At 71.1% G+C, this 23553-nt stretch carries 23 protein-coding genes; 14 read left to right on the top strand and 9 right to left on the bottom strand.

The window, feature by feature from the left end:
* Positions 1-16: 16 nt before the first annotated feature.
* The 5 genes from ACIBP6_RS02965 to ACIBP6_RS02945 are packed head-to-tail and all read right to left on the bottom strand — an operon-like array spanning position 17 to position 6194.
* Positions 17-922: an ABC transporter permease gene (locus tag ACIBP6_RS02965; RefSeq protein WP_397048159.1), complete on the bottom strand. Its 906-nt coding sequence runs from the start codon at positions 920-922 to the stop codon at positions 17-19.
* Positions 919-1935 (bottom strand): ABC transporter permease, encoded by a 1017-nt coding sequence (locus ACIBP6_RS02960; RefSeq protein WP_397048157.1) that lies wholly within the window; start codon positions 1933-1935, stop codon positions 919-921. The genes ACIBP6_RS02965 and ACIBP6_RS02960 overlap by 4 nt, the downstream gene beginning before the upstream one ends.
* Before the next feature lie 3 nt (positions 1936-1938).
* A complete protein-coding gene (locus ACIBP6_RS02955; protein ID WP_397048155.1) occupies positions 1939-3546 on the bottom strand; it encodes an ABC transporter substrate-binding protein in 1608 nt (535 codons plus the stop codon).
* 22 nt (positions 3547-3568) lie between these two features.
* Positions 3569-5146 (bottom strand): hydantoinase/oxoprolinase N-terminal domain-containing protein, encoded by a 1578-nt coding sequence (locus ACIBP6_RS02950; RefSeq protein ID WP_397048153.1) that lies wholly within the window; start codon positions 5144-5146, stop codon positions 3569-3571.
* On the bottom strand, positions 5139-6194 hold the full coding sequence (locus ACIBP6_RS02945; RefSeq protein WP_397048151.1) for a DUF917 domain-containing protein: 1056 nt from the start codon (positions 6192-6194) through the stop codon (positions 5139-5141). The genes ACIBP6_RS02950 and ACIBP6_RS02945 overlap by 8 nt, the downstream gene beginning before the upstream one ends.
* Before the next feature lie 91 nt (positions 6195-6285).
* Here ACIBP6_RS02945 and ACIBP6_RS02940 point away from each other — a divergent pair, with 91 nt between their 5' ends.
* The 4 genes from ACIBP6_RS02940 (at position 6286) to ACIBP6_RS02925 (ending at position 10906) form a co-directional block, all read left to right on the top strand.
* Positions 6286-6720: an RpiB/LacA/LacB family sugar-phosphate isomerase gene (locus ACIBP6_RS02940; protein WP_132617889.1), complete on the top strand. Its 435-nt coding sequence runs from the start codon at positions 6286-6288 to the stop codon at positions 6718-6720.
* Positions 6721-6784: 64 nt separating this feature from the next.
* A complete protein-coding gene (locus ACIBP6_RS02935; protein WP_397048149.1) occupies positions 6785-7948 on the top strand; it encodes an amidohydrolase in 1164 nt (387 codons plus the stop codon).
* A gap of 27 nt (positions 7949-7975) precedes the next feature.
* Complete coding sequence (locus ACIBP6_RS02930) at positions 7976-10495, top strand: Tex family protein (RefSeq protein WP_397048147.1); 2520 nt, start codon at positions 7976-7978, stop codon at positions 10493-10495.
* Between the two features lie 207 nt (positions 10496-10702).
* The gene (locus tag ACIBP6_RS02925; protein ID WP_397048145.1) at positions 10703-10906 is read left to right on the top strand and encodes a hypothetical protein; all 204 of its coding nucleotides are present in this window, start codon (positions 10703-10705) and stop codon (positions 10904-10906) included.
* Here ACIBP6_RS02925 and ACIBP6_RS02920 read toward each other — a convergent pair.
* A complete protein-coding gene (locus ACIBP6_RS02920) occupies positions 10879-12696 on the bottom strand; it encodes a HAMP domain-containing sensor histidine kinase (protein ID WP_397048143.1) in 1818 nt (605 codons plus the stop codon). The two genes, ACIBP6_RS02925 and ACIBP6_RS02920, sit on opposite strands and share 28 nt — an antisense overlap.
* On the bottom strand, positions 12686-13423 hold the full coding sequence (locus ACIBP6_RS02915; protein ID WP_397048141.1) for a response regulator transcription factor: 738 nt from the start codon (positions 13421-13423) through the stop codon (positions 12686-12688). The genes ACIBP6_RS02920 and ACIBP6_RS02915 overlap by 11 nt, the downstream gene beginning before the upstream one ends.
* 102 nt (positions 13424-13525) lie before the next feature.
* Between ACIBP6_RS02915 and ACIBP6_RS02910 the strand changes: the two genes are divergently transcribed.
* Entirely contained in the window at positions 13526-14158 is a 633-nt protein-coding gene (locus ACIBP6_RS02910) for a hypothetical protein (protein ID WP_397048139.1), read from the top strand.
* A 37-nt stretch (positions 14159-14195) separates the two neighbouring features.
* Here ACIBP6_RS02910 and ACIBP6_RS02905 read toward each other — a convergent pair whose 3' ends face one another.
* Together ACIBP6_RS02905 and ACIBP6_RS02900 are read right to left on the bottom strand one after the other, a co-directional pair.
* Positions 14196-14498 carry a hypothetical protein gene (locus tag ACIBP6_RS02905; RefSeq protein ID WP_397048137.1) on the bottom strand — a complete coding sequence of 101 codons (303 nt, stop codon included), beginning with the start codon at positions 14496-14498 and terminating at the stop codon, positions 14196-14198.
* A 270-nt stretch (positions 14499-14768) separates the two neighbouring features.
* Positions 14769-15518, bottom strand: a complete 750-nt coding sequence (locus ACIBP6_RS02900) for a hypothetical protein (protein WP_397048136.1) — start codon at positions 15516-15518, stop codon at positions 14769-14771.
* Positions 15519-15633: 115 nt separating this feature from the next.
* Between ACIBP6_RS02900 and ACIBP6_RS02895 the strand changes: the two genes are divergently transcribed.
* The 9 genes from ACIBP6_RS02895 (at position 15634) to ACIBP6_RS02855 (ending at position 23379) form a co-directional block, all read left to right on the top strand.
* The gene (locus ACIBP6_RS02895; protein ID WP_397048134.1) at positions 15634-15999 is read left to right on the top strand and encodes a LysR family transcriptional regulator; all 366 of its coding nucleotides are present in this window, start codon (positions 15634-15636) and stop codon (positions 15997-15999) included.
* A gap of 16 nt (positions 16000-16015) precedes the next feature.
* Positions 16016-16660, top strand: a complete 645-nt coding sequence (locus tag ACIBP6_RS02890) for a MauE/DoxX family redox-associated membrane protein (protein ID WP_397048132.1) — start codon at positions 16016-16018, stop codon at positions 16658-16660.
* Between the two features lie 264 nt (positions 16661-16924).
* Positions 16925-17404 (top strand): redoxin domain-containing protein, encoded by a 480-nt coding sequence (locus ACIBP6_RS02885; protein WP_165969989.1) that lies wholly within the window; start codon positions 16925-16927, stop codon positions 17402-17404.
* Between the two features lie 8 nt (positions 17405-17412).
* Positions 17413-19203 carry an ABC transporter ATP-binding protein gene (locus tag ACIBP6_RS02880; protein ID WP_397048129.1) on the top strand — a complete coding sequence of 597 codons (1791 nt, stop codon included), beginning with the start codon at positions 17413-17415 and terminating at the stop codon, positions 19201-19203.
* Positions 19204-19305: 102 nt separating this feature from the next.
* Positions 19306-19512, top strand: coding sequence for a hypothetical protein (locus ACIBP6_RS02875; protein ID WP_111180297.1), 207 nt, complete (start codon positions 19306-19308; stop codon positions 19510-19512).
* A gap of 127 nt (positions 19513-19639) precedes the next feature.
* Positions 19640-20131: a S26 family signal peptidase gene (locus ACIBP6_RS02870; protein ID WP_397048127.1), complete on the top strand. Its 492-nt coding sequence runs from the start codon at positions 19640-19642 to the stop codon at positions 20129-20131.
* A gap of 99 nt (positions 20132-20230) precedes the next feature.
* Positions 20231-20422: a hypothetical protein gene (locus tag ACIBP6_RS02865; protein ID WP_397048125.1), complete on the top strand. Its 192-nt coding sequence runs from the start codon at positions 20231-20233 to the stop codon at positions 20420-20422.
* A gap of 115 nt (positions 20423-20537) precedes the next feature.
* Positions 20538-22127 carry an FAD-dependent oxidoreductase gene (locus ACIBP6_RS02860; RefSeq protein ID WP_397048123.1) on the top strand — a complete coding sequence of 530 codons (1590 nt, stop codon included), beginning with the start codon at positions 20538-20540 and terminating at the stop codon, positions 22125-22127.
* A 13-nt stretch (positions 22128-22140) separates the two neighbouring features.
* Positions 22141-23379, top strand: a complete 1239-nt coding sequence (locus tag ACIBP6_RS02855) for a cytochrome P450 (RefSeq protein ID WP_397048121.1) — start codon at positions 22141-22143, stop codon at positions 23377-23379.
* The last annotated feature ends 174 nt before the right edge of the window (positions 23380-23553 follow it).

Below are 23553 nucleotides of genomic sequence, written 5' to 3'. Positions count from 1 at the left end.
TGACACTCCTTCGTGTTCATGGTCGCGGCCGCTCGGCACTCGCGGGCTCCTGGGTCGCTCTCTCCTGCCGAGCTCCTCCGCTCCGGACGTCGAGCGCGCCGCGCAGCCCTTCTCCGAGCACGTTGAACGCGAACGCGGTCAGCAGGATCGCCAGGCCGGGGAAGGTGACGACCCACCAGTTCGTGGTGAACAGCGTCTGGCCCTGCTGCACCATCAGCCCCCACTCCGCCGTCGGCTCCTGCGCCCCGAGGCCCAGGTAGGACAGCGCCGCCGCGGTGAGGATCACCCCGCCCGCGTCGAGGGACAGCTGCACCAGGACGGGTGTGAGCGAGTTGGGCAGCACGTGCCGCAGGATGATCAGCGGGGCGGGCACGCCGAGGCAGCGGGCGGCGTCCACGTAGGGGCGGGTCGCGATCGAGGCGGCCACCGAGGCCGACAGGCGGGTGTACCACGGCCACCAGGTCACCGCGATGGCCAGGATCACCGTGTGCACACCGGGCTGGAGCACGACCGCCAGGGCCAGGGAGAGCAGCAGCGCGGGGAAGGCCAGGAAGACGTCCGTGACCCGCATGATCACGTCGCGCAGCCGGCCGCCCGCGTACCCGGCGACCACGCCCAGCGTCACGCCGGCCAGCGCCGAGACGGCCAGCACGGCCGCGGCGATGAACAGCGAGGTGCGCCCGCCGTACAGGATGCGGGTGAGCACGTCGCGGCCCACCTGGTCGGTCCCGAACCAGTGCTCGGCGCTCGGCGGCCGCAGCCGCTCCAGCGGCCTGACCTCGTCCAGCGGGTACGGCGCCAGCCACGGCGCGAGCACCGCGGCCAGCACGACCAGCACGATGAGCACCGCACCGAACGCGGCGAACCGGTCGGGGAGCAGCCGGGGCAGGCTGCGGCGCAGCGGGGGCCCGTGGTGCGTCATCGGGCCCTCACCCTCGGGTCCACGAGCCCCTGCAGCAGGTCCACCACCAGATTGGCCAGCACGTACACCAGGGCGACCAGCAGCGTGACGCCCGCGATGGCCGGGGTGTCCAGCGAGCGGATCGACTCGGCGGCGTAGCGGCCGAGGCCCGGCCAGTTGAAGACCGCCTCGACCAGGAAGCCGTTGACGAGGGCGTACGCGAAGACGAGCGCGATCAGCGACAGGACCGGGTTCAGGGCCGGGCGCAGGGCGAACCTGGTCAGGACGGACGTCTCGCCGAAGCCGAGCGCGCGTCCCATCCTGGCGTGGTCCTGGCCCGCCTCCTCGATGAGGGCGGCCCTGGTCATCTGGGCGATGACGCCGGCCGGGTAGGCGGCCACGACCAGGGCGGGCAGCACCAGATGGTGCAGGGTGCTGGTGAGGATCGGCCAGTTGCCGGTGATGAGGGCGTCGACGGCGGTGATGTTCGTCCAGAGGGTGAGCGGGCTCGTGGTGTCGAGCTCGGCGTCGTACTCGCCGGCGACGGGGAACCAGCCGAGGGCGCCGGCGAAGAGGGTCTGCACGGCGAGAGCGAGCCAGAAGACGGGGACGGAGACGGCGAGCATGCTGCCGATCCGTACCCCAAAGTCGGGAAATTTCGTCTTGTAGCGGGCGGCGAGCACCCCGAGCGGGATGCCCACCGCGATCGCCAGCAGCAGGGCCGCGCCGACCAGCTCCAACGATGCCGGGAAGGCGAGGGCCAGGTCGTCGCGCACCGGCTGCCTGGTCCGCAGGCTGATCCCCCAGTCGCCGGTGACCAGGTCGCGGACGTAGGCGAGCAGCTGCGCGGGCAGCGAGTCGTCCAGCCCGAACCGCTCGCGCGCCTCGGCGAGCTGCTCGGGCGTGGCCTTCGGCCCGGCGAACGCCACCGCCGGATCGCCGGGCACCACCCGCATGACCGCGAACGTGAGCACCACCACGCCGGCCACGACCAGGAGGGCCTGGCCGAGCCGGCGGGCCAGATAGCGCAGCACGGCCTAGCTTGCGAGGGTCAGGTCGTAGAAGAAGACCACGTTGGGATAGGCGGGATTGTCCACATATCCTCGGACATTTGCTGACAGCGCCCGCTGGTACTTCTGCACGTACGGCACCGCCACCGCGGCCTGCTCCTCGATGATCTTCTTTTGCAGGTCCGTGTAGTCGTCCGAGGCCGCCGACTTGTCCGTGGCGGTCAGTTCAGGGAGCTTGTCGATGGCGGCGTCGATGTCGGCGTTCTTCAGGTACGACAGGTTGAGCTGCGGCTCGTCCGTGCTCCTGAAGACGTTGAGGAACCACGAGTAGGCGTCCGGATAGTCCGGATACCAGTACATGACGAGGATGTCCTGGCCCTTCTTCTTGCCGAGGTCCCACTGGGCGCCCCAGGTCATCGGCCTGGCCTGCAGCGTCACGTTGAGCTGCTTCAGCGCCGAGCTGAGCAGGGTGACCAGCAGCTTCTGGTCCTCGTCGCCCTGGGCGTAGGTCAGGGAGAGGGTGAGCTCGGGGTTGTCGGGGCCGTACCCGGCCTCGGCCAGCAGCTCCTGCGCCTTGGCGAGGTCCTGCTCGGGCTCCATGCCGGGCGTGTGGCCGAGCAGGCCCTGCGGCACCAGGCCACTGGCTTTCTGCGCCGAGCCCTCCAGCGCCGCCACCAGGCCGTCGTAGTCGACGGCGAGCTGCAGCGCCTGGCGCACCTTCGGGTCCCTGGTCGGGCCGTCGGCGGTGTTGAACAGCACCAGCAGGTTCTGGAACGACGGCGACTCCGCGGTCTGCACGCCGTCGGCGCTCCTGGCCTGCTGGAACAGCTGCGGGTTCAGCCGCTGGACGAAGTCCACCTCACCGCGCTGCAGCAGCTGCCACGCCGTGGTGATCTCCGGGGTGACGCGGAAGGCGACCTTCTTGTACTGCTCCGGCTTCCAGCCGCCCCAGTAGTCCTCGAACGCCTTCAGCGTCAGCTCCGTCTCCTTGCCCTTCTGCCAGGAGTCGATCGTGTACGGGCCGGTGCCGGCGGTGGTCTTGCCGTCGGCGTCCACCGCGTCCACGTCGTAGATCCAGGCGGCGTAGCCGGAGGAGGCGATCAGGTCGAGCGGGGCGGCGTACTTGAGGGTGAATTCCAGCGTGCCGGCGTCGACCGCCTCGATCTCCTCGACCGGGTCCCAGATGTAGGCGGCGCCGCCCTTCTTCTCGATCGTCCGCTCGATGGCCTTCTTGGCGGCCTCGGCGTCCATCGTGGCGCCCGAGTGGAACGTCACCCCCTGGCGGAGCTTGAACGTCCACCGCCGGCCGTCCTCCGAGGACGTCCACTCGGTGGCGAGGCGGGGTTCGGCCTGCCTGGTCTCGGAGTCGTAGCGGGTCAGGCCCTCGTAGATGTTGGACAGGGCGACGATCTCGTTGGAGTACGAGGTCGCCGGGTCCCAGTCGCTGACCACGTCGAGGTTGGGGACGTAGACGAACGTGCGGTCGTTGGCCTGCGCGGCCGCCGGGGTGCCGCCGCTCGCCCGCGGCTGGGGCGTCCCGCCGGCGCCGCGCACCTGTCCGCCCGCGCACGCGGACGCGGTCAGGGCGAGGACTCCGGCGACCCCGGCGACGAGCAGACGCTTGTGCCAGCGCATGGTGGGGGGATCCTTTCGCTGTTCACCCGGCGAGGGGACCGGCTGCTTTGACGTGGACGCGCACGGCGGGCTCGGACAGGTAGCTCAGCGGAACCTCGAGAAGGTCCACGACCTCGACACCGGTGGGATCGGCTCCCGCCGCCACGGCTCGCGCCCTCGCCTCCTCTTTGGCTCGTTCGATGGCATCTGTCCTGTTTTCTCCTGCCGGCAAGATCGTATCGACTCTGCCGCTCGCGAGGGCGATGGCGGCGCCCACGGCGTTGGCCACCTCGGCGTGCTCAGGGCGGATCACCCGGCTCGCGCCGGGGATGCGGGCCGGCAGCACGAACGCCCCTCCTCCCACCACGACCAGCGGCCGGTCGGCCCTGCCGAGCGCCATCCGGTCCACGGCGTCGGCGATCATCTCGTCGGCCCTGGCGAGTGCGCTCTCCAGGACGTCCGCGATCGTGCGCGCGTTCGCGTCGGACCGGGCGTCCTTCAGGCGTTCCCGCCACCCTTCGGCGTCGTGCGGGACGCGGCCCGCGGCCGTGGCGGCGTCGGTCAGCGTGGGGGTCGAACCGCCGAAGACGAGCGCCTCCTGGGCGATCCGGTAGCCGACCGAGTCGGGGCCGATGCCGTCCGCCCGCGCCACCGTGCCGCCGCCGAGCGCGATGGCCAGGATGTCCGGCATGCGGAAGTTGGTGAGCACGCCGCCGATCTCGACCGCCGCCGCCGACTCCCTCGGGAAGCCCCCGACGAGCACGCCGAGGTCCGTGGAGGTGCCGCCCACGTCCACCACGATCGCGTCGTCCACGCCCGACAGGTACGCCGCGCCGCGCAGCGAGTTGGCCGGGCCCGAGCCGATCGTGGAGACCGGCAGGCGGGCGGCGTGCTCCAGCGTCATGAGCGTGCCGTCGTTCTGCGCCAGGTACGGCCGCGCGCCGAGGCCCCGCTCGGCCAGAGCGGAGACCAGGGCGTCGGTCACGTGGGCGGCCACGCCGTACAACGCGGCGTTGAGCACGGTGGCGTTCTCGCGTTCGAGCAGGCCGAGCGAACCGATCTCGCGGCTGACCGACACCCGCAGCCCGTACTCGGCGCGGACCAGTTCCTCGACCCGGCGTTCGTGCTCGTCGCTCGCCGGGCTGAACACGCCGGTGACGGCCACGGCGTCGGCCTTGACGCCGTCCAGGAAACGGCGGATGGCGTCGAGGCCGAGCGGGGCGATCTCGCGGCCGTCCACGTAGTGGCCGCCTGGCACGATCGCCTCGCCCGCCGAGACGGCCGCGCGCAGGCCGGCGGGCCAGTCGCCGAGCGGGGGCACCGAGGTGGTGGCGGGCGCGCCGAGCCGCAGCACGGCGACCCTGCCGAGGCCGCGCCGCTCCAGGATCGCGTTCGTGGCGTGCGTGGTGCCGAGCATCACCCGGCCGATCCGGCCCCGCACGTCCTGCTCGTCTTTTCCTTCGAGCTCGGTCAGGACGGCGTCGAGGGCGGCGCACAGGCCGCCGGTCACGTCCGGGGTGGTCGGGCGCTTGGCCTTGGCGATCACCCGGCCCTCGCCGTCGAGCACCACCGCGTCGGTGTTGGTGCCGCCGACGTCGATCCCGAGCCGCAGGTCAGTCATGGGTGAGCTCCTCGACCGGTACGTAGTCCAGGTCGTACCCGAAGGCCCGGGGGCCGGCCGTCGCCAAACCTTTCCTGGTGCGCCAGAGCGGGTCGCAGGGCCAGGCGAGGACCGTGACGCGCTGGCCGTACCTGAGGGACTCCGTCTGGACGGCGGCGGCCGTCTCGGTGTCCACGACCGTGATGAGGTCGGGCACCATGGCGCGCACCCGGCCGTCCTCGACCGCCACCAGGTTCTCGTTCTGCAGCTCCAGGGACAGGCGGCGGCCGCGGTCGTCGCCGGTGCCCTCGACCACGGCCGTCCCGCGGACGAACCCGCCCGTCGTACGCCGTTCCACGTCGGTGAGCTTGCCGGTGACCAGGCGGAACGCGCCCAGCCGTGCCCGCAGGGCGGCCAGCGGGTCGGCGGCGCCCTCGGTGGAGCGGCCGATCTCCAGGGCGCGGGTGACCGTGCCCTCGATGACCGCTCCCCCGGCCCGTGCGGCGGTGAGCACGTAGTCGGCCATGAGGGCGTGCGAGCCCGCCGCCACGCAGACGGCCCGCGCCAGGCGTTCGGACCACAGGCCGTCGACGGGGCGGATCGTCACCACGTTGCCCGCGACGTCCGACATGATCACGAGGTCGGCGGGCAGCCCGGCCACGTACATCGAGACCATCTGGACCTCGGGGAACGCCCGTCCCATGCCGTCGGCGTCGAGCAGCGGCAAGCCGAGCTGGGCGGCCCAGGCGACGGGCGCCACGCCGTTGGAGCCGCCGATCTCGGACGACATGATCGCGGTCGGCGGCCGGCCGAAGATCCGCTCGACCTCCTCGGCGATGCGTGCCGGCTCGTCCTCGCCGTGGATCATCTCGTGGCTGACCGTCGGCGCCCCGATGCCGGACAACGGCACCACCAGGGCGTCCTCCGCGAGGTCGGCCAGCTTCACCAGCGGGACCGCGCCGTACTCGCGGATGGCTCTCATCGCCGCCAGCGACCCGGTACGGACGTCACCGCCGCCTCCGGTGCCGAGGACGGCGCATCCCCGGGCGAGCGCGGGGATGTCGTTCACGTCAATGTTCATATGGCGCGCCAACTAAGCACATACCGCCTCAATGTGCCAGTCGGCTGGTAGATGTGGAAGTGAGCAACGGGAGGGTCGCATGCGGTTTTCGGTGGCCGCCGACAGCAAGGACGGCGTGGCGGAGCGGGTCGTGGCGGAGCTGCGCGGGCGGGGGCACGAGGTCGTCACCCACGGCGCGCTCAACGACGGCGAGCGCGACGACTGGGCGTGGGCGTCCGAGCGCGCCGCGCGCGACGTCAGCGAGGGCCGCGCCGACCAGGCGGTGGTCTGCTGCTGGACGGGCACGGGCGCGTCGATCGCGGCCAACAAGGTGCCCGGTGTACGGGCCGCGCTGTGCGTCGACGCCTACACCGCCGACGGGGCGCGCAAGTGGAACGACGCCAACGTGCTGGCGCTGAGCCTGCGGCTGACGTCCGACGTGGTGCTGGCCGAGATCCTCGACGCCTGGCTGGCGGGCCGCCCCAGCACCGACACCGCCGACGTGGCCAACGTCACCCACCTCGACGACATCTGAGGGTCCGGAACACTCACACCGCAGGGCACGGAAAACGTCGGTGGCGGCCCATAGGGTGCTGGGCATGACCGACGTGCTGCTCCGTGGCGGGCTCCCCTGGGGGCTCGGGGTGCCTGCCGACATCCTCGTCCGCGACGGGCTGATCCACCAGGTCGGCGCGGGCGTCGACGCGCCGGGCGCGCGGTCCGTCGACGTCTCGGGGCAGCTCGTCCTGCCCGGCCTGGTGGAGGCCCACTGCCACCTCGACAAGACCCTCTACGGCGGGCCGTGGGTGCCCCACTCCGCCGGCGACACGCTGGCCGGGCGCATCGGCAACGACCTCGCCCGCCGCGCCGAGCTCGGCGTGCCGAGCGCGGCGCGCATCCGCGCCCTGCTGGAGCGCATGAGCGCGGCCGGCACGACCCACGTCCGCACCCACACCGACATCGACCCGCTCGTCGGTCTACGCGGCGTCGAGGCGGTGCGCGAGGCGGCGGCCGGCTGCCCCGTCGACGTGCGCCAGGTCGCCTTCCCCCAACACGGCGTGCTGACCGAACCCGGCACGGCCGAGCTGCTCGAAGAGGCGCTCAAGAGCGGCGTGGAGGCGGTGGGCGGGCTCGACCCCGCGGGCGTCGACCGCGACCCGGTCCGCCACCTCGACCTGGTCTTCGGCCTGGCCGAGCGCTACGGCGCCCACCTCGACCTCCACCTCCACGACGGCGGCTCGCTGGGCGGCTGGGAGCTGGAGCTGATCATCGAGCGCACGAAGACGCTCGGGCTGGGCGGGCGGGTGGCGGTCAGCCACGCGTACGCGCTGGGTCAGCTCGACGACGCCCACCAGGATCGCTTGGCGGAGGGTCTGGCCGAGGCGGGGGTCGCGATCGTGACCGCCGCCGTCTACAACTTCCCCGTGCCGCCGATCAAGAAGCTGCGCGCCGCCGGGGTCACCGTGGCGTGCGGCCACGACGGCATCCGCGACCTGTGGGGCCCGTACGGCAGCGGCGACATGCTGGAGCGGGCCATGCACGTCGCCTACCGCAGCACGTTCCGGAGAGACGACGACATCGAGCTGGCGCTGGAGGCCGCCACCAGCGGCGGGGCGCGGCTGCTCGGGCTGGAGGGCCACGGCCTCGCGCCGGGCGACCGGGCCGATCTCGTCGTGGTGCCCGCGGGGAACCCGGCGGAGGCGGTGGTCGTTCACCCTCCGCGCACACTGGTCATGAAAGACGGCGTCGTCCTGCACAATTGACCGGCGGGACCATCGAAAGGCAGGCAAGTGCTCTCTATTCACCAGCGGATCGCCGCAGAGCTCGGCGTGCGCGACGGGCAGGTGCAGGCCGCCGTCGAGCTGCTCGACGGCGGCGCGACCGTGCCGTTCATCGCGCGCTATCGCAAGGAGGCGACCGGCGCCCTCGACGACGCGCAGCTGCGCACCCTCGAGGAACGGCTGCGTTATCTGCGCGAGCTGGAAGAGCGCCGCACGGCGATCCTGGAGTCCATCGAGTCCCAGGGCAAGCTCGACGACGCGCTGCGCGAGCAGATCATGGCGGCCGAGACCAAGGCCCGGCTCGAAGACATCTACCTGCCCTACAAGCCCAAGCGGCGCACCAAGGCGCAGATCGCGCGCGAGCTCGGCCTTGAGCCGCTGGCCGACCAGCTGCTGACCGACCCCACGCTCGACCCGGTCGCCACGGCCGAGGGTTTCGTCACCGAGGGCGTGGCCGACGCGGGCGCGGCGCTCGAAGGCGCCAGGGCCATCCTGATCGAGCGCTTCGCCGAAGACGCCGACCTGATCGGCGCCCTGCGTGAGCAGTTCTGGACGCGCGGGCGGCTGGTGTCGAAGGTCCGCGAGGGCAAGGAGGAGGCGGGGGCCAAGTTCGCCGACTACTTCGAGTTCGGCGAGCCGTTCACGAAGCTGCCCTCCCACCGCATCCTGGCCATCTTCCGGGGCGAGAAGGAGGAGATCCTCTCCGTCACCCTGGAGCCCGACGACAGCCCCGACTACGAGGTGCGCATCGCCTCCCGGTTCGGCGTCTCCGACCAGGGGCGGCCGGCCGACAAGTGGCTGGCCGAGACCGTCCGCTGGGCCTGGCGCACGCGCATCCTCGTCCACCTCGGCATCGACCTGCGGATGCGGCTGTGGCAGGCGGCCGAGGACGAGGCGGTGCGCGTGTTCGCCGCCAACCTGCGTGACCTGCTGCTCGCCGCCCCGGCCGGCACGCGCACCACGATGGGGCTCGACCCCGGCCTGCGCACCGGCGTGAAGGTCGCCGTGGTCGACGCCACCGGCAAGGTCGTCGACACCGCCACGATCTACCCCCACGAGCCCAAGCGCCAGTGGGACGAGTCGCTGGCCGTCCTCGGGGCGCTCGCGCAGCGCCACGGCGTCGACCTGATCGCGATCGGCAACGGCACGGCCTCGCGCGAGACCGACAAGCTGGCCGGCGAGCTGGTCAAGCTCATACCGTCGCTCACCAAGATCGTCGTTTCCGAGGCGGGCGCCTCGGTCTACTCCGCCTCCGCCTATGCCTCGCAGGAGCTGCCCGAGCTCGACGTGTCACTGCGCGGCGCGGTCTCCATCGCCCGCCGGCTCCAGGACCCGCTGGCCGAGCTGGTCAAGATCGACCCGAAGTCGATCGGGGTCGGCCAATACCAGCACGACCTGGCCGAGTCCAAGCTGTCCCGCTCGCTCGACGCCGTCGTCGAAGACTGCGTCAACGCGGTCGGCGTCGACGTCAACACGGCCTCGGCGCCGCTGCTCACGCGGGTGTCGGGCATCGGCTCCACGCTCGCCGAGAGCATTGTCCGCCACCGCGACGCCAACGGCCCGTTCCGCACGCGTGCGGCGCTGAAGAGCGTGCCACGGCTCGGGCCGAAGGCGTTCGAGCAGTGTGCGGGCTTCCTGCGCATCCGGGGCGGCGACGACCCGCTCGACGTGTCGAGCGTCCACCCCGAGGCTTATCCGGTGGTGCGGCGCATCCTCACCTCCGCCAAGACCGACCTGAAGTCGCTGATCGGCAACACCGCGGCGCTGCGCTCGCTGCGGCCGGAAACCTTCACCGACGACACCTTCGGCCTGCCGACGGTCACCGACATCCTGCGCGAGCTGGAGAAGCCGGGGCGCGACCCGCGTCCCGCCTTCAAGACGGCCACGTTCAAGGAGGGCGTCGAGAAGTTGTCCGACCTCCAGTCGGGCATGATCCTGGAGGGCGTGGTCACCAACGTGGCCGCCTTCGGCGCCTTCGTCGACGTCGGCGTCCACCAGGACGGCCTGGTGCACGTGTCGGCGATGTCGCGCACCTTCGTGAAGGACCCGCGTGACGTGGTCAAGCCGGGCGACATCGTCCGCGTCAAGGTCCTCGACGTCGACATCCCCCGCAAGCGCATCTCCCTGACCCTCCGTCTCGAAGACGAGACCACCGCGGCCGCGCCGGGTGAGGGCCCCCGCCGGGGTGCCCGCGGCGGTCAGGCCAACGGCGGTGACGGCGGCCGAGGCGAGGGCCGAGGAAACGGCCCGCGCGGCGACGGCCGCGGCAACGCCCCCCGGGGCGACGGCGGCCGGGGCAACGGCTCGCGGAACGACGGCGGGCGCGGCGACGGCGGGCGGGGTGACGGCGGGCGCGGCGACGGCGGGCGCGGCAGGTCCGGCGGCGGCCGGGGCAACGGCTCCGACGGCGCCCAGCGCGGCCGCGACAACGGCTCCGAGCGGGGCCGCGGCGCCCGCCGCCAGGACCGCCCGGCTCCGACGGGCGCCATGGCCGAAGCCCTCAGAAAGGCCGGCCTCACCGACCGCTGATCACCACTCGACCACGCCGTTCTGAGTCGGGAGCCGACCGGCTCAGAACGGCAACCGCTGAACACGCACGGCCACCACGACGTGAGCCGGAAGCGGACCGGCTCAGCAGGGACGGCTGGACACCAGTCGAGTGCACCGACCTGCGCCCCGGCCTGGGCCGGCTCAGACCAGTCCCTGCCCGGCTCCGGGCTCACCAAGATCGTCGGCGTGCTGTTCGAGGTCACCGACGTCGACGATGATCAGGCGATCGACGCCGAGGAATACCGCAACCTGTCCCGTACGGCCTTCCACCGAGACCTGGCCGACAGCGGCGGCAGCTACTCCCGCGCCGCGTTCGTCAGGCAGCTCCTCGCCTTCATGTCCGGGCAGCAGCACTCCGGCGCCTACGCCTCGCTCCTGTCCCAGGCATGAGCGGGCACGGGCAGCCGGAGCGTGAAGGTGGAGCCGTTGCCGACGACGCTGGACGCGCTCAGCGACCCGCCGTGCGTCTCGGCGAGCTTGCGGGCGATGGGCAGGCCCAGCCCGCTGCCTCCGCTGCTCCTGCTGCGCGACTTCTCCACCCGCCAGAACCTCTCGAAGACCAGCGGCAGGTCCTCGGGCGCGATCCCGCTGCCGGTGTCGGTGACGTCGATCACCACGTCGTCGCCGACGCGGCGGGCGAGCAGGCTGACGGTGCCGCCGGGCGGGGTGTGCCGTACGGCGTTGGAGACCAGGTTGCCCACCGCCTGGCGCAGCCGCACCGGGTCGGCGACCAGCCGGGGCCGGCCTTCGGCCCGGGTCAGCAACGTCACGTGGGCCGCCTCCGCGCCGCCCCGGTGTGCGGTGGCGACCTGGGCCAGCAGGTCGGTCACGTCGACGGGCTCCGCGCGAAGTCTCAGCTCGCCCGCGTCGGCCACCGCCAGGTCCTGCAGGTCGTTGATGACGTGCTGCAGCAGCAGCGCCTCCTCCAGCAGTGACGACACGAGCTCCGGATCGGGGTTGGCCAGTCCGTCCTGGGCGGCCTCCAGCCAGCCGCGGATGTTGCTGAGCGGTGTCCGCAGCTCGTGGGCGACGTCGCCGACCATCGCCTTGCGCAGCTCCTCCAGCCGTTCGCGCCGCTCGGCCATGGCGTTGAAGGCCGCGGCGAGCATGCCGATCTCGTCCTTCCCCCTGACCTCGACCCGGGCCGCGCGCCCTTCCTCCATGTTCCGTACGGCGTCGGTGAGGGCGCGCAGCGGCCGGCTCAACCGGCTTCCGGCCATGACCGTGGCGGTCACGGTGATCAGCAGCACGAGGGCCGCCACGCCCGCGACGCGCGCCTGGTTCGCCGGCGACAGGTCGAAGACCGTCGACCTGTCGTCGTCGCGACTGCTGATGAACAGCAGCGCGGGCGAGGCGACGTACGGCGACAGCTGCTCGCGGCGGCTGCTGGTGACGCATTCCGAGACGACGCCACCGCGGGAGGCGTCGTCCGCCGCCGTGCCGGCCTCCGCCGGGACGGGCGCGGCCACCCGCGTCCAGGTAAAGTCCAGGTTGAGCCGCACCTCCGGTTCGTGCCGCCTCGCCAGGCAGCTGCTGACGCGCTTCTGGAGCACCGCGAGAGCCTTGCGCTCCGTGGCGGTCGGCCGGTCGAGGACGGTGCTCGCACACCGGGCCTCGGAATACGGGCGCGCGCCCCTGGTGTCCAGCACGGGCCGCCCGCTCGGGCCGTAGGCGATCGTGGCGACGGCGCCGAAGTTGTCACGCAGGCAGGCCGCGCGCCGCTCAGCGGCGGAGCGCAGCGCGTCACGCTCGTTGCGGGGCAGCAGGAAGGGGCCCACGGCGCGGGGGTCGATATGGTCAGGCGTGGCCGTGTCGACGTGCAGCGGATCAATAGACGCGGTCGGCCTCGCGGGCAGCGTCGCGGGCGGCCCGGCGTCGGAGTCCGCGAGCGGCGCGCGCCGCTCCGTGGTGACCGTGATCCGGCGACCGGTCTCACGCGCCAGCCGGTGCACGACCTCCCCCACGCCGTCCCAGCCGGGGTGGGTGGCGGCGTAGCCGAGCAGGGTGTCGTACGTACGCGCGTCGTCGGCGAGTGCCTGTCCCTGCTCCTGCCTGATCGCCACGGTGGTGCTCCGGACGGTCAGCCAGGCCGTCGCCGCGATCGAACAGACGGAAACCAGCACGGACACCGCGAGCAACCGCAGCAGCAGGCTGCGGTGCAGCGGCACGTCAGCCCGCATCGCGCGAGTCCCGCCCGTCCGGGCGGCCCGGGGTCTCGTCGGCGAGCTTGTAGCCCACCCCGTAGACGGTGACGAGCCGTACGGGCCTACGCGGCGTGGGCTCGATCTTCCGGCGCAGGTTCATCACGTGGACGTCCACGGTGCGGGAGGTGATGTAGCGGTCGAACCCGTGCAGGCGGGCGAGGATCTGCTCGCGGGTGAACACCCGTCCGGGCTGGGTGGCGAGCAACTCCAGCACCGCGAACTCGCCAGGGGTGCACTCGACACGCGCGCCGTCCACGCTGACCTCGTGGCGGTTCGGGTCCACGACCAGCCCGCCGGCCCTCAGCACCGGATCGGGCGACAGGTCCGGCGCGGCGGCCGTACGGGTGCGTCTGAGCAGCGTGCGGACGCGCGCCATCAGCACACGGGGGCTGTAGGGCTTGGTCATGTAGTCGTCGGCGCCGAGGTCGAGGCCGAGCAGCAGGTCGTCCTCGGTGGAGCGGGCGGTCAGCATCAGGACGGGGATGTCCGACTCCGCGCGCAGGACCCGGCAGACGTCCAGGCCGTCGACCCGGGGCATCATCACGTCGAGGACCAGCAGATCGGGGGCGCGCCGGCGTACCGAGTCGAGGGCCTCCCGCCCGTCGTGCACGGCGACGACGTCGTGGCCCTCACGCTCCAGATAGCGGCGGATGAGCTCGGCCTGCTTCACGTCGTCCTCAGCTACCAGGACGTATGCACCCACAGCTGGCGATAATAGGTCGGCGTGGAGACCACCTCACCCCCGCTCATCTGTTGACCAAGAGTTCCTGACAAGTTTCTGACATTGCTCGACCATCCTCTCCGCATGAACAACCCAACCGATCACCGCGCGCGGCACGCCGCGGCACTGTCCATCGCCGCGCTCGCCTGCGGCCTCCTCACCGCCTGCGGAGCCGCCGAGGCGGCGAGCGGCCCCGGCACTCCCGCGCCCGTCCCGCCTGGCAACGTGTCAGCCGACCGACCGGCCACGGCACCGGTCGAGTCCGGGGCCACCCGCGCGGCCGCGGCACCGGCCAAGACGGGCTCGGCGAGGTCCGGCCGCCCGCAACTGCGCCTGGACAGCACGCCGGCCGAGGTGCGGAAGTTCCGCGCCGCGTACGCCGGCTGCCTGGGGGAGCACGGCATGCCGAGCAAGGGAACCTGGACCAAGGCGGCGGAGAAGTCCGCGCGGGCCGCCTGCGAGCACCTGCGCCCGCTGCTGCCGCCCGAGCTCGACCCCGCCAAGAACCCGAACTACGCCAAGAGCGTCCGAATCGAGGTCAAGTGCCTGCAGGACCACGGCTTCGACGTCCACCTCGTCAAGGTCAGCGGTCCCGCCAAGCTCGGCTGGCGGTACGCGAGCGTCCCCGGGCCTGACGTCGACATCTCGAAGATCCAGGACGACTGCCGCGTGAAGGCTTTCGGCGGCGGCCGGGCGATTCGGCCGGGCCCGCAGTAGCGGCCGGATCTCAGCGGTGACGCCCGGCCTCCAGGCGTCACCGCTGCTGGACGTACCGCAGCTTGAGGGTATCGACGTGTCCTGACCAACGCAGCGTCAGATGCCAGCAGCCCGCCTCCGGCAGGTCGACGCCCGACGGACCGGGACCGCCCGGCACCTCGCGGGTGACAGGCGTTCCCGAGCCGTCCAGGCGGGCCTCGATCAGCAGCGGGTCTCCGTCCTGTGACACCCGCGAGACCCAGAGGATCTTGTTACCGCGCTCCTGGTCCGGCGGCGACAGCAACGGGTCGCCGAACACCACGGCCGCGATGTCCCCCCGGTCCCCCACGACGTACGGCATCGCCTGATCCGGCGGCTGAAACCCCGTGCGGGCCCAGGTGGGGAGCGGAGCCGGCGACAACCTCTCGGCGCATCCGTCCGGCGGCTCCGAGGATGCGCATCCGGTGACGAGGCACCAAGCCAGAAGCGCTGTCAGAGTGCTGCGAAGCATGTGCGGCCCCCTCAGGTAAGTGGTCGATACCACTACACCGCCGAGCCCCCACAGGTTCCCGACGGCAGGGCAGGCACCTCACAGCCCTGTGCCCCGGACGATCCGCCCGGGGCATCATCATTACTCGTCAGGCAGCAGGTACCTCCAGGAGAGCGCGAAAAGCGCTCCGGAACTCGTCTTGAACAGTGACGTGCCGTACTCCTGCCCGGCAGGCACCGCCTTGGTGATCGCCGCCACCGCCACCCCGTCGAGGTCCTTCTGCCAGACCGGGTCCACCGAGCCCGAAGGCTCCTCGACCCCCGCGGGCCACGGCGCCGGCTTGCCCTCCGCCGACGCGGCACCTTCGACGACCAGGCGGACGCGGGTGCCGGCATAGTCGGTGCCCGAGGCGGCGGCTCGCACCGCCAAGCCGTCCATCAGCTCCTTCGCGTCCGGGAGCTGCTTCGGGTAGAAGCTCGCGACCTGGTCCAGGGCCGGGACCCGGACCTCCAGCATCGTCCCGTCCTGCCCCCGCACCCCGAGGACGGTGGTCGGTACGTCCGACACCGTCGGCGCGTCCGGCCTGGGCTGCGCGGTCGGCGGTTGCCCGGTCAGGTACGTCCGCATCGACGCGACGATCTTGCTCACCTCATCCTCGGTGAGCTTGAGCTGCTTGCTCGCGTCGGCGATCACCACGCCGTCGCTGTAGACCACTACCCTCGGCGGACGCAGGGCGTTCATGGTCGCGGTCACGAACCCGTCCTCGGCGCCCCACAGGGCGACCCGTTTCGCCGGCGCGTCGGCCACGGCCGTCGATATCTCCGATCCCGCTCCACCACAGGCCGCCGTCAGCGACAGCAGCGCTACGAGCAGGGTCAATCGCACTCTCATGCCACCCCAACGTACGCGGCCGCCAGCCAGTTCAATCCGCCCTGACATTCACCGGCCGTTCGCCTTCGGCGGTCACCGGCGGAGCCCGGGCACCCGGCGGGTTCAGCGGCCGGGAGTGACACGCGCAGCCGGCTTCCCGTCCGGCTGGCGGCGTACGACCTGGGCCTGGGCGCCCGCCGCCGAGCAGGTGCACATCAGCCAGTCGGGAGGCAGCGCCCAGATCCGCCGGCTCGAACGCGAGTTCGGCGCCGAGCTGGCCGCCGCCGGCGCCGTCGGCCAGGCGGTCGGCGAGGTCACCGGTCTGCTCACGGGACGCTTCACGGCCCAGACGAGCGATTTGCAGCAGGAACTCGCCGGCAAGGGGCGGCACCAGCACCAACGCGCCTCTCCGGTCGATCTCCCCATGGCGGTGACGGCTCGGCCTCACAAGCTCACCGTGCTGCATGCCGGCCCGACTTCGCGACCTCGTCTGACCGGGTAACCGGTGCGCTGGATCAGTGAGTTACCTCAACCGCCACAAGCGGTCGCCGCAGTACGAGCGCTCCGCATCGCGCGCGCTGGTTGCTGACCGGCGGCTGTTGTGGTGGCGCAGAGCAGTGGATAATTTGGCCACCGTGCAGTACGTGGAAGTGACCTGCCGGCTTTTGCTCGTGGCGGTTTTCATCACGGCGGCCTTCACCAAGGTCTCCGGAAAGGCCGCCTGGCTCGCCTTCGTCCGTTCGCTGCGCCAGTTGAAACAGATTCCGAGTCCTCTCCTTCAGCCGGTGGCGCTTGCTGTAGTGGCGATCGAGGCAATCGTCGCGGTGCTGCTGCTCGTCCCGGTACGGGTGGCGGGTTGGATCGGCTTCGCCCTGGCAGGCTGCCTCCTCCTGTCCTTCACTCTGGTGATCGGACGAGCGCTGTCGCACGGCAACCGCGCTCCCTGCCGGTGCTTCGGGGCATCAAGCACACCTTTGGGCCCTATTCACATCATGCGGAACGTGATGCTCGTCTGTGTCGCAGTTCTAGGGTTGGCCGGCGCCTCGGCATCGGGCACGCTTGACGCACCGTACGCTCTGCTCGCCGGTGCCGGCGGACTGGTCGCCGGCATTCTGATCACGGCGTTGGAGGACATTGTCACGTTGTTCGGGCCAGCCGGATAGCAGCGTTGGCCATTGGTCGCCCGCCCCAAGAGGCGATCTGCACAACCGGACAGTTGGGACGGAACCGCCCTATTTTTTCTGCCCCGTTGACGCGATGTGCGCAGAACATGTCCCGCTGAGCACTATGGGCCGCGTCGCGCGGCTGTACTATCCTGACCGCTTCGGTATGGACCAAACGTTGAGGATTTCGCCATGCCAGTCTTATGGGCCGTATTAGCGATTGTCTGCGCCATCTGCCTGCTTAATCTCTTGCTCACCCTCGCAGTGATCCGGCGCCTTCGACAGCACACGGAGCTGATCAACCGAGGAGGCGCGCGGCCCTCCGCGCAGGGCGAGATCACCCTGCCCGCCGGAGCTCGGGTCGGCGACTTCCGCGTCGTGACGGTCGACAACCGGGAGGTGACCCGCGATGATCTCCGGGAGGGCATGCTCGTGGCTTTCTTCTCGCCGCGCTGCCCGTCCTGTGAGGAGCAGAAACCCGCCTTCGTACGGTACGCCTCCGGCTTGTCAGGCGGGCGCGACGATGTGATGGCGGTGCTGCTGGGCTCTCCCGAGGAGTTGGGGGGCCTTCGCGAGGAGCTGAGCGGGGTCGCGCAGATCGTCATCGAGGCGGACGTCGACGGTGACATGTCCAAGGCGTACGGCCTCGGCGGATACCCGGCCTTCTGCCTCATGGGCCAGGACGGTGTCCTGGCGGTGACAGGTTTCCGGGTCGACGTCCTTCCTGGGTCCGTCGCCCGGTGACCGCCGGCATGCGGGTGGCTATTGCCGCCTGGCAGCTGGCCTGGCGGGTCGCGGCGCGTACGACCATCGCGCAGCTCGTACTGACGGTGCTGGGCGCAGGCGCTCCAGTCGCCGTGGCGTGGCTGACGAAGCTCGTCTTCGACCAGCTGAGCGCCCCTGGCAGACCCACGAACCTGATGTGGCCGATCATCGGCCTGGTCGCCGCAAGCGTCATGACGGCGGTGCCGGCGCAGGTGCTGCGCTACCTGCGGGCCGAGCAGGGACGGATCGTGGCACTCGCCGCCCTCGACCAGCTCTACGCCGCGGTCAACAGGTTGGTCGGCCTGGGACGGTTCGAGGACCCGCAGTTCGCGGATCGGCTGCGCTTCGCCCGTCACGCCGGCGGGTCCGGACCGGCCGAGATCATGGCCGTGAGCATGAACCTGCTCCAGCAGATCCTGGTGACCGCGGGGTTCGTCGTCTCACTGGTCACCGTCAGCCCCGTTCTGGCGATCATCGTCCTGGTCGGTACGCTCCCCGCCGTCGGCGCCGAGTTCGCTCTCGCGCGCCGGCGAGCCGAGGCGATGAACACCGTGGGACCGACCGAGCGGCGCGAGTTGTTCTACGGCCAGCTGCTCTCCGATGTCGACGCTGCTACCGAGATCAGGCTGTTCGGCGTCGGCTCCTTTCTCAGGGAACGGATGCTCCGCGAACGCCGTACCGCGAACCGGGTGCAGCGGGCGATGGACCGGCGGGCCCTGAGCACGGAGGCGCTGCTCACCCTGCTCTCGACCGGGGTGGCGTGCGGCTGCCTGATCTGGGCGGTCAACGCCGCGGCTGACGGAACGGTGACCCTCGGTGACGTGGCCATGCTGGTCGCCGCGGTCGCCGCGGTGCAGACGGCTCTGCTCGGCATGGTGCGAGATGCGGCCGGAGCGCACACCCAACTGCTGATGTTCAGTCACTACCTCGCCGTCGTGGAAGCGGAGCCGGATCTGCCGGTGCCGGCCCACTCCCGTCCGGTGGCACCGTTGCGGCACGGCATCGAGCTGCGTGACGTCTGGTTCCGGTATCGAGAGGATCTCCCGTGGGTGCTGCGCGGCGTCACCATAACGATCCCCAAGGGCCAGGCGGTCGCCCTGGTCGGTTACAACGGTGCCGGTAAGACCACGATCATCAAGCTCCTGTGCCGCTACTACGACCCGGATCGTGGCGCGATCCTCTGGGACGGTGTCGACCTGCGGGACCTCGACCCGGTGCAGTTGCGCGCCAGGATCGCGGGCGTCTTCCAGGACTTCGTCTCCTATGAGTTGTCGGCCGCCGAGAACATCGGCATCGGTGATGTCGAGGCCTTGACGGATCGGTCACGCATCGAGACCGCCGCGCGGAACGCGGGTGTGCACGACATCGTGCGCATGCTCCCCCATGGGTACGACACGCTGCTCAGCCGCATCTACTTCGCCGGCGACGACCTGAACGGAACCACACCGGGCACCATGCTCTCCGGCGGACAGTGGCAACGGGTCGCCATCGCGCGCAGCTTCCTGCGCGGCGGTCGTGACCTGCTCATCCTCGACGAGCCGAGCGCGCGCCTCGACGCCGAGGCAGAACACGAGATCCACAAGGGCTTCCAACGGCTACGCAACGACGGCACAAGCCTGCTGGTGTCGCACCGGCTCGGCACGATTCGGGAAGCGGACCTGATCCTCGTGCTCGACGCCGGCACCGTGGTGCAGGCCGGGCCACATGACGAGCTGGTCGAGGCACCAGGGCCCTACGCCGAATTGTTCTCCCTCCAGGCCGCCGGTTATCGCGATTGACCGGAACCCGGATGTGATCTCTAATGTAAATCAAACGGGTCAAGGCCAGACGATGTCTACCGGCTCTCCAAAATCGGCCCGTCATCCATGAGGGAGTGAAGCATGCTGCGGCTCTTCAACGCGCTCGGCGACCGGATGTTGTCGGCCTTCGTCCCGAAAGTCACTGCTCAAGCCGCCTGCACGACCTGGAAAGAGTTCTGCTACTGCAGCGGCGTCTATTCCATCTCCCGGTGGTGCGACCGCGGCTGCGACAGCAACCAGACGACCTGCGGGCCCTGCAACGTGCGGGGGGAACGCTACAGCTGCTAGCTGACACGTGGGCTGAATGGGCCGTCGGCCGAGTCGGTGGCCCATTCAGCCATCGTCTTTCAATCTGCCGCCTGTCATGGCGCTCCGAATACTCGCGCGATCAGTGAGGCGCTTTTCCGTGCAGGCTGTGATTGCAGTGCTCCTGGCAGTTTCCGGCGTGGCGGTACTCGTCGCGGTGCTGCGGCACAAATTCGTACTGGCCACTGTTGCGGGCTTCAGCATGGCGCCCACTTTGCATCCCGGCGACCGCCTGCTGGTGCGCCGGACATCCCTGTCGCGCCTGAGAGTGGGCGACATCGTCGTGGTCGTGCCGGACGCGCGAATGGCCGGCCCGCGGCCGCATACCGGCTACGTGATCAAGCGGCTGGCTGCGATACCAGGGGATCTCGTCCCGCAGCACGTACCGTCGCCATCGAACGCGCACGTTCCTCCGGGTTGGATGGCGATCCTGGGAGACAACCCCGACGCCAGCCGCGACTCGCGGGAGTACGGCCTGGTCACTCAGCAGCGGCTCGTCGGCGTTGTCGTACGCGCCATCAGCACCTGGGACCGCCCCCGCCAGGACGATTGCCGCACAGGGCTGGCTCATCATCCGGACTCCACTCAGCGCAGGTCATAGGCGGCGGTGAAGTCCCGCCGCCTGGCCGGCCGACACGCGATCCGTCGCCGCGCTGGAGGTCATGGTCACTGTGGTGGATGGCCCGTTCTCGTCCCGCGTATGACAGCCGAGCGCCTCGGGCAGGTCGACGATGCCGATGGAGGCCGGCATGCCGAGGTGTGCGGTGCCGTGCGGGCCGCCGCGTACCTCGTCCACGGCGTGGTGGGCGGCGGCGAGCGTGGCACGGGCCCGAGGGAGGAACGCGGCGCCCGCGTCGGCCAGTGGTCCAATCCCCTCAGATCGAGATGTTGATCATGCGCAAGCATCGTTGGACACGCATGAAGGCGCCGTTGCTATGGTCGAAGGAGAGCCGAAAGACCAGAGGTCACGGGGACGTCGACCTCCATGGTCGGAGGGGACGGTCTCCATGCGCGTCGTAGTCGACCTCACCAAGTGCCAGGGTTACGGCCAGTGCGTCTTCGCCGCACCAGACGTCTTCCGGATGCCACACCACGAAGCGCTGATGTACGAGCTGGACCCTGACGAGTCCAAACGCGACCAGGTGCTGCGGGCCGCGGCCGCCTGCCCCGTCCGGGCCCTCCTGCTCGACGAGGCGATCACGGAACGGCAGGAGAAGACCTCCGCCGCCGGCGATACCGGCATCGGCCGGATCGTCATCGTCGGCGCCTCGCTGGCCGGCCTGCGCGCCGCGGCGACGCTGCGCAGGGAGGGCTACGCGGGGGCGCTCACGCTGATCGGTGACGAGCCGGGCGAGCCGTACGACCGGCCGCCGCTGTCCAAGCAGGTGCTGAGCGGCCAGATCGCCGCGGCGGACACCATGCTGCCCCGGCGCGACGAGCTCGACGCCGAATGGATCCGCGGGGTCGCCGCGGTCGGGCTGGACCTGGCCGCCAGGCAGGTCAGACTGGCCGACGGGCGCGCGGTCGGCTACGACCGGCTGCTGATCGCCACCGGCGTACGCGCCCGGCCCTGGCCGGATCCGCAGGAGGCCGCCCTCGACGGGGTGAGCGTGCTGCGCAGCCGCCAGGACGCCGCGGAGTTGCGGCGGCGGCTGGCGTCCGGGCCGCGCGTTCTGGTGATCGGCGGCGGTTTCACCGGCTCGGAGATCGCCTCCGTCTGCCGCGAGCTGGACCTGCCGGTCACCGTCGCCGAGCGAGGACCGGCTCCGCTCGTCGGCGCGCTCGGCGGCGTGGTGGGCCGGATCGCCGCGGACATGCAGCGCGAGAACGGCGTCGACCTGCGCTGCGGGGTCACGGTGACCGCACTCGAAGGGGACCGCGATGGGCGGCTGCGCCGCGCCCGGCTCTCCGACGGCAGCGTGCTCGACGTCGATCTGGCCGTCGCCGCCCTCGGCGCCGTGCGCAACGTCGAATGGCTGGACGGCTCGGGCCTGGCCGCCGGCGCGTGGGGCGTGGGCTGCGACGCCGGCTGCCGCGCCTTCGACGTGAACGGCATCGTCTGCGACGACGTGTTCGTGGCGGGCGACGTGGCCCGCTTCCCCCATCCGGTCTACGGCTACCAGTTCCTGACGCTGGAGCACTGGGGCAACGCGGTGTCCCAGGCACACGTGGCGGCGCACAACATGATCAGCCCGTCGGGCCGGCTCCGGCCGCATCTTTCGCTGCCGGTCTTCTGGTCGGCGCAGTTCGGCGTCAACATCAAGTCGGTCGGGGTGCCGACGTTCGCCGACGAGGTGGCCATCGTCCAGGGCTCGGTCGAGGAGCGCAGGTTCGTCGCCGTCTATGGCCACCGTGGCCGGATCACCGCCGCGGTGACGTTCGACGAGGCGATGTGGCTGGACTTCTACCGCGACCTCATCGAGCGGGCGGCGCCGTTCCCGCCGGACTTCGCCATGGTCGGCCGGTCGGCCCCGCCCCGCGCCGTCCCGGCGGAGATCCCCGCACGCATCCCGGCCATCCACGACGCGACTGTCGTGGTGACCGGCCACAACCCGGACGAACGGCGCGCCACGCTGATTCCGGCCGGCGCCAGGTGAGGGGGACAGTGAGATGACCACGACCTACGAGACGTTCCTCGACTACGCCAACCGCGCCGACCCGTACCCGCTGTTCCCGCAGTTGCGCCGGACGCCGGTGGCACGCCAGCCGGACGGCAGCTACGTGGTGAGCACCTACCGGGAGATCGTCGCCCTGCTCCACGACCCCCGGGTCAGCTCCGACCTGCGCAACCTGCCGGAGATCGCGAACATCCGGATCGCGCCGGACGACGCCGCCCCGCAGCTGCCGCCGGAGTTCATCCGCCGCGACCCGCCCGACCACGACCGGCTGCGCGCCATGGTGATGAAGCACTTCGGACCGCCCGGCGCCCCGGGGCGGGTCGCCGGGATGGAGCCCCGGATGCGGGAGATCATCACCGAGCTGATCGACGGCCTCGCCGGCCGGAGCAGGATCGACGTCGTGGACGACTTCGCCTACCCGCTGCCGGTCACGGTCATCTGCGAAATGCTCGGAGTGCCGCGCCCTGACGAGCCGCTCTTCCACAAGTGGTCGCAGATCGCCGTCGAGACCAACGACCCGACCACGGGGACCATCGTCGAGCGGAACCGGCGCAGGTTCGAGACCCTGGCCAAACTCGGCCAGTACCTCAACGGGCTGGCGGACGCGCACCAGCGAGAGCCGGGCGACGACCTCCTCTCCGCCCTCGTCACCGACGGCGAGATGGCCCGGCCTGACGTGCTCAGCACCGCGGCACTGCTGCTCATCGCCGGCCACGAGACCACCGTCAACCTCATCGCCAACGGCATGCTCACCCTGCTGCGCCACCCGCACGTGCTGGAACGGCTGCGCCAGGATCCCGGATACGCCGTCGACGTGGTCGAGGAACTGCTCCGTTACGAGCCGCCGATCCACATGCCGGGCCCGCGCCGTACCGCTCTGGCGGACATCGAGATCGCCGGCACCACCATTCCCCAGGGTTCGGTGATCGTGCTGGTGCTCGCGTCCGGCAACCGCGACCCGGCCCGGTTCGCCGATCCGGACCGCTTCGAGCCCGACCGCCGTGACAACCAGCACCTGGGATTCGGCGGCGGCATCCACTACTGCTTCGGCGCCCCGCTCGCCAGGCTGGAGACCCGGCTCGCGCTGACCGAACTCACCCGCCGGCTGGTGGAGCCGCGGCTGGTCGCCGACCCACCGCCGTACCGGCACACGCCGAACCTGCGCGGCCCCCTGCACCTTCTCCTCGACATCGACGGCATCCGCCCCACCCATTCAGCCAGTACTCAATAGGCGAGAACTGTCGCCCCGTGCCGCCGTTTCGCAGGCGCGGAATGTGGCACTTCATCGCTCTTCTGAGAGACTTGTGTGCCGCGCACCGGCGTGGTGTTCGCGGGTCACCGGACAGCGTCGATCGCCGGCATCGTGCCGACGATCGACGTCATCACCGAAAGGCGTGAGCCCAGA

Origin of the sequence: Nonomuraea terrae (assembly GCF_044465245.1) — a bacterium.
In the GTDB taxonomy this organism is placed as follows: Bacteria; Actinomycetota; Actinomycetes; order Streptosporangiales; family Streptosporangiaceae; genus Nonomuraea; species Nonomuraea terrae.
The sequence above is the reverse complement of the archived record's forward strand: the minus strand, read 5'-3'. Positions and strand labels throughout refer to the sequence as shown.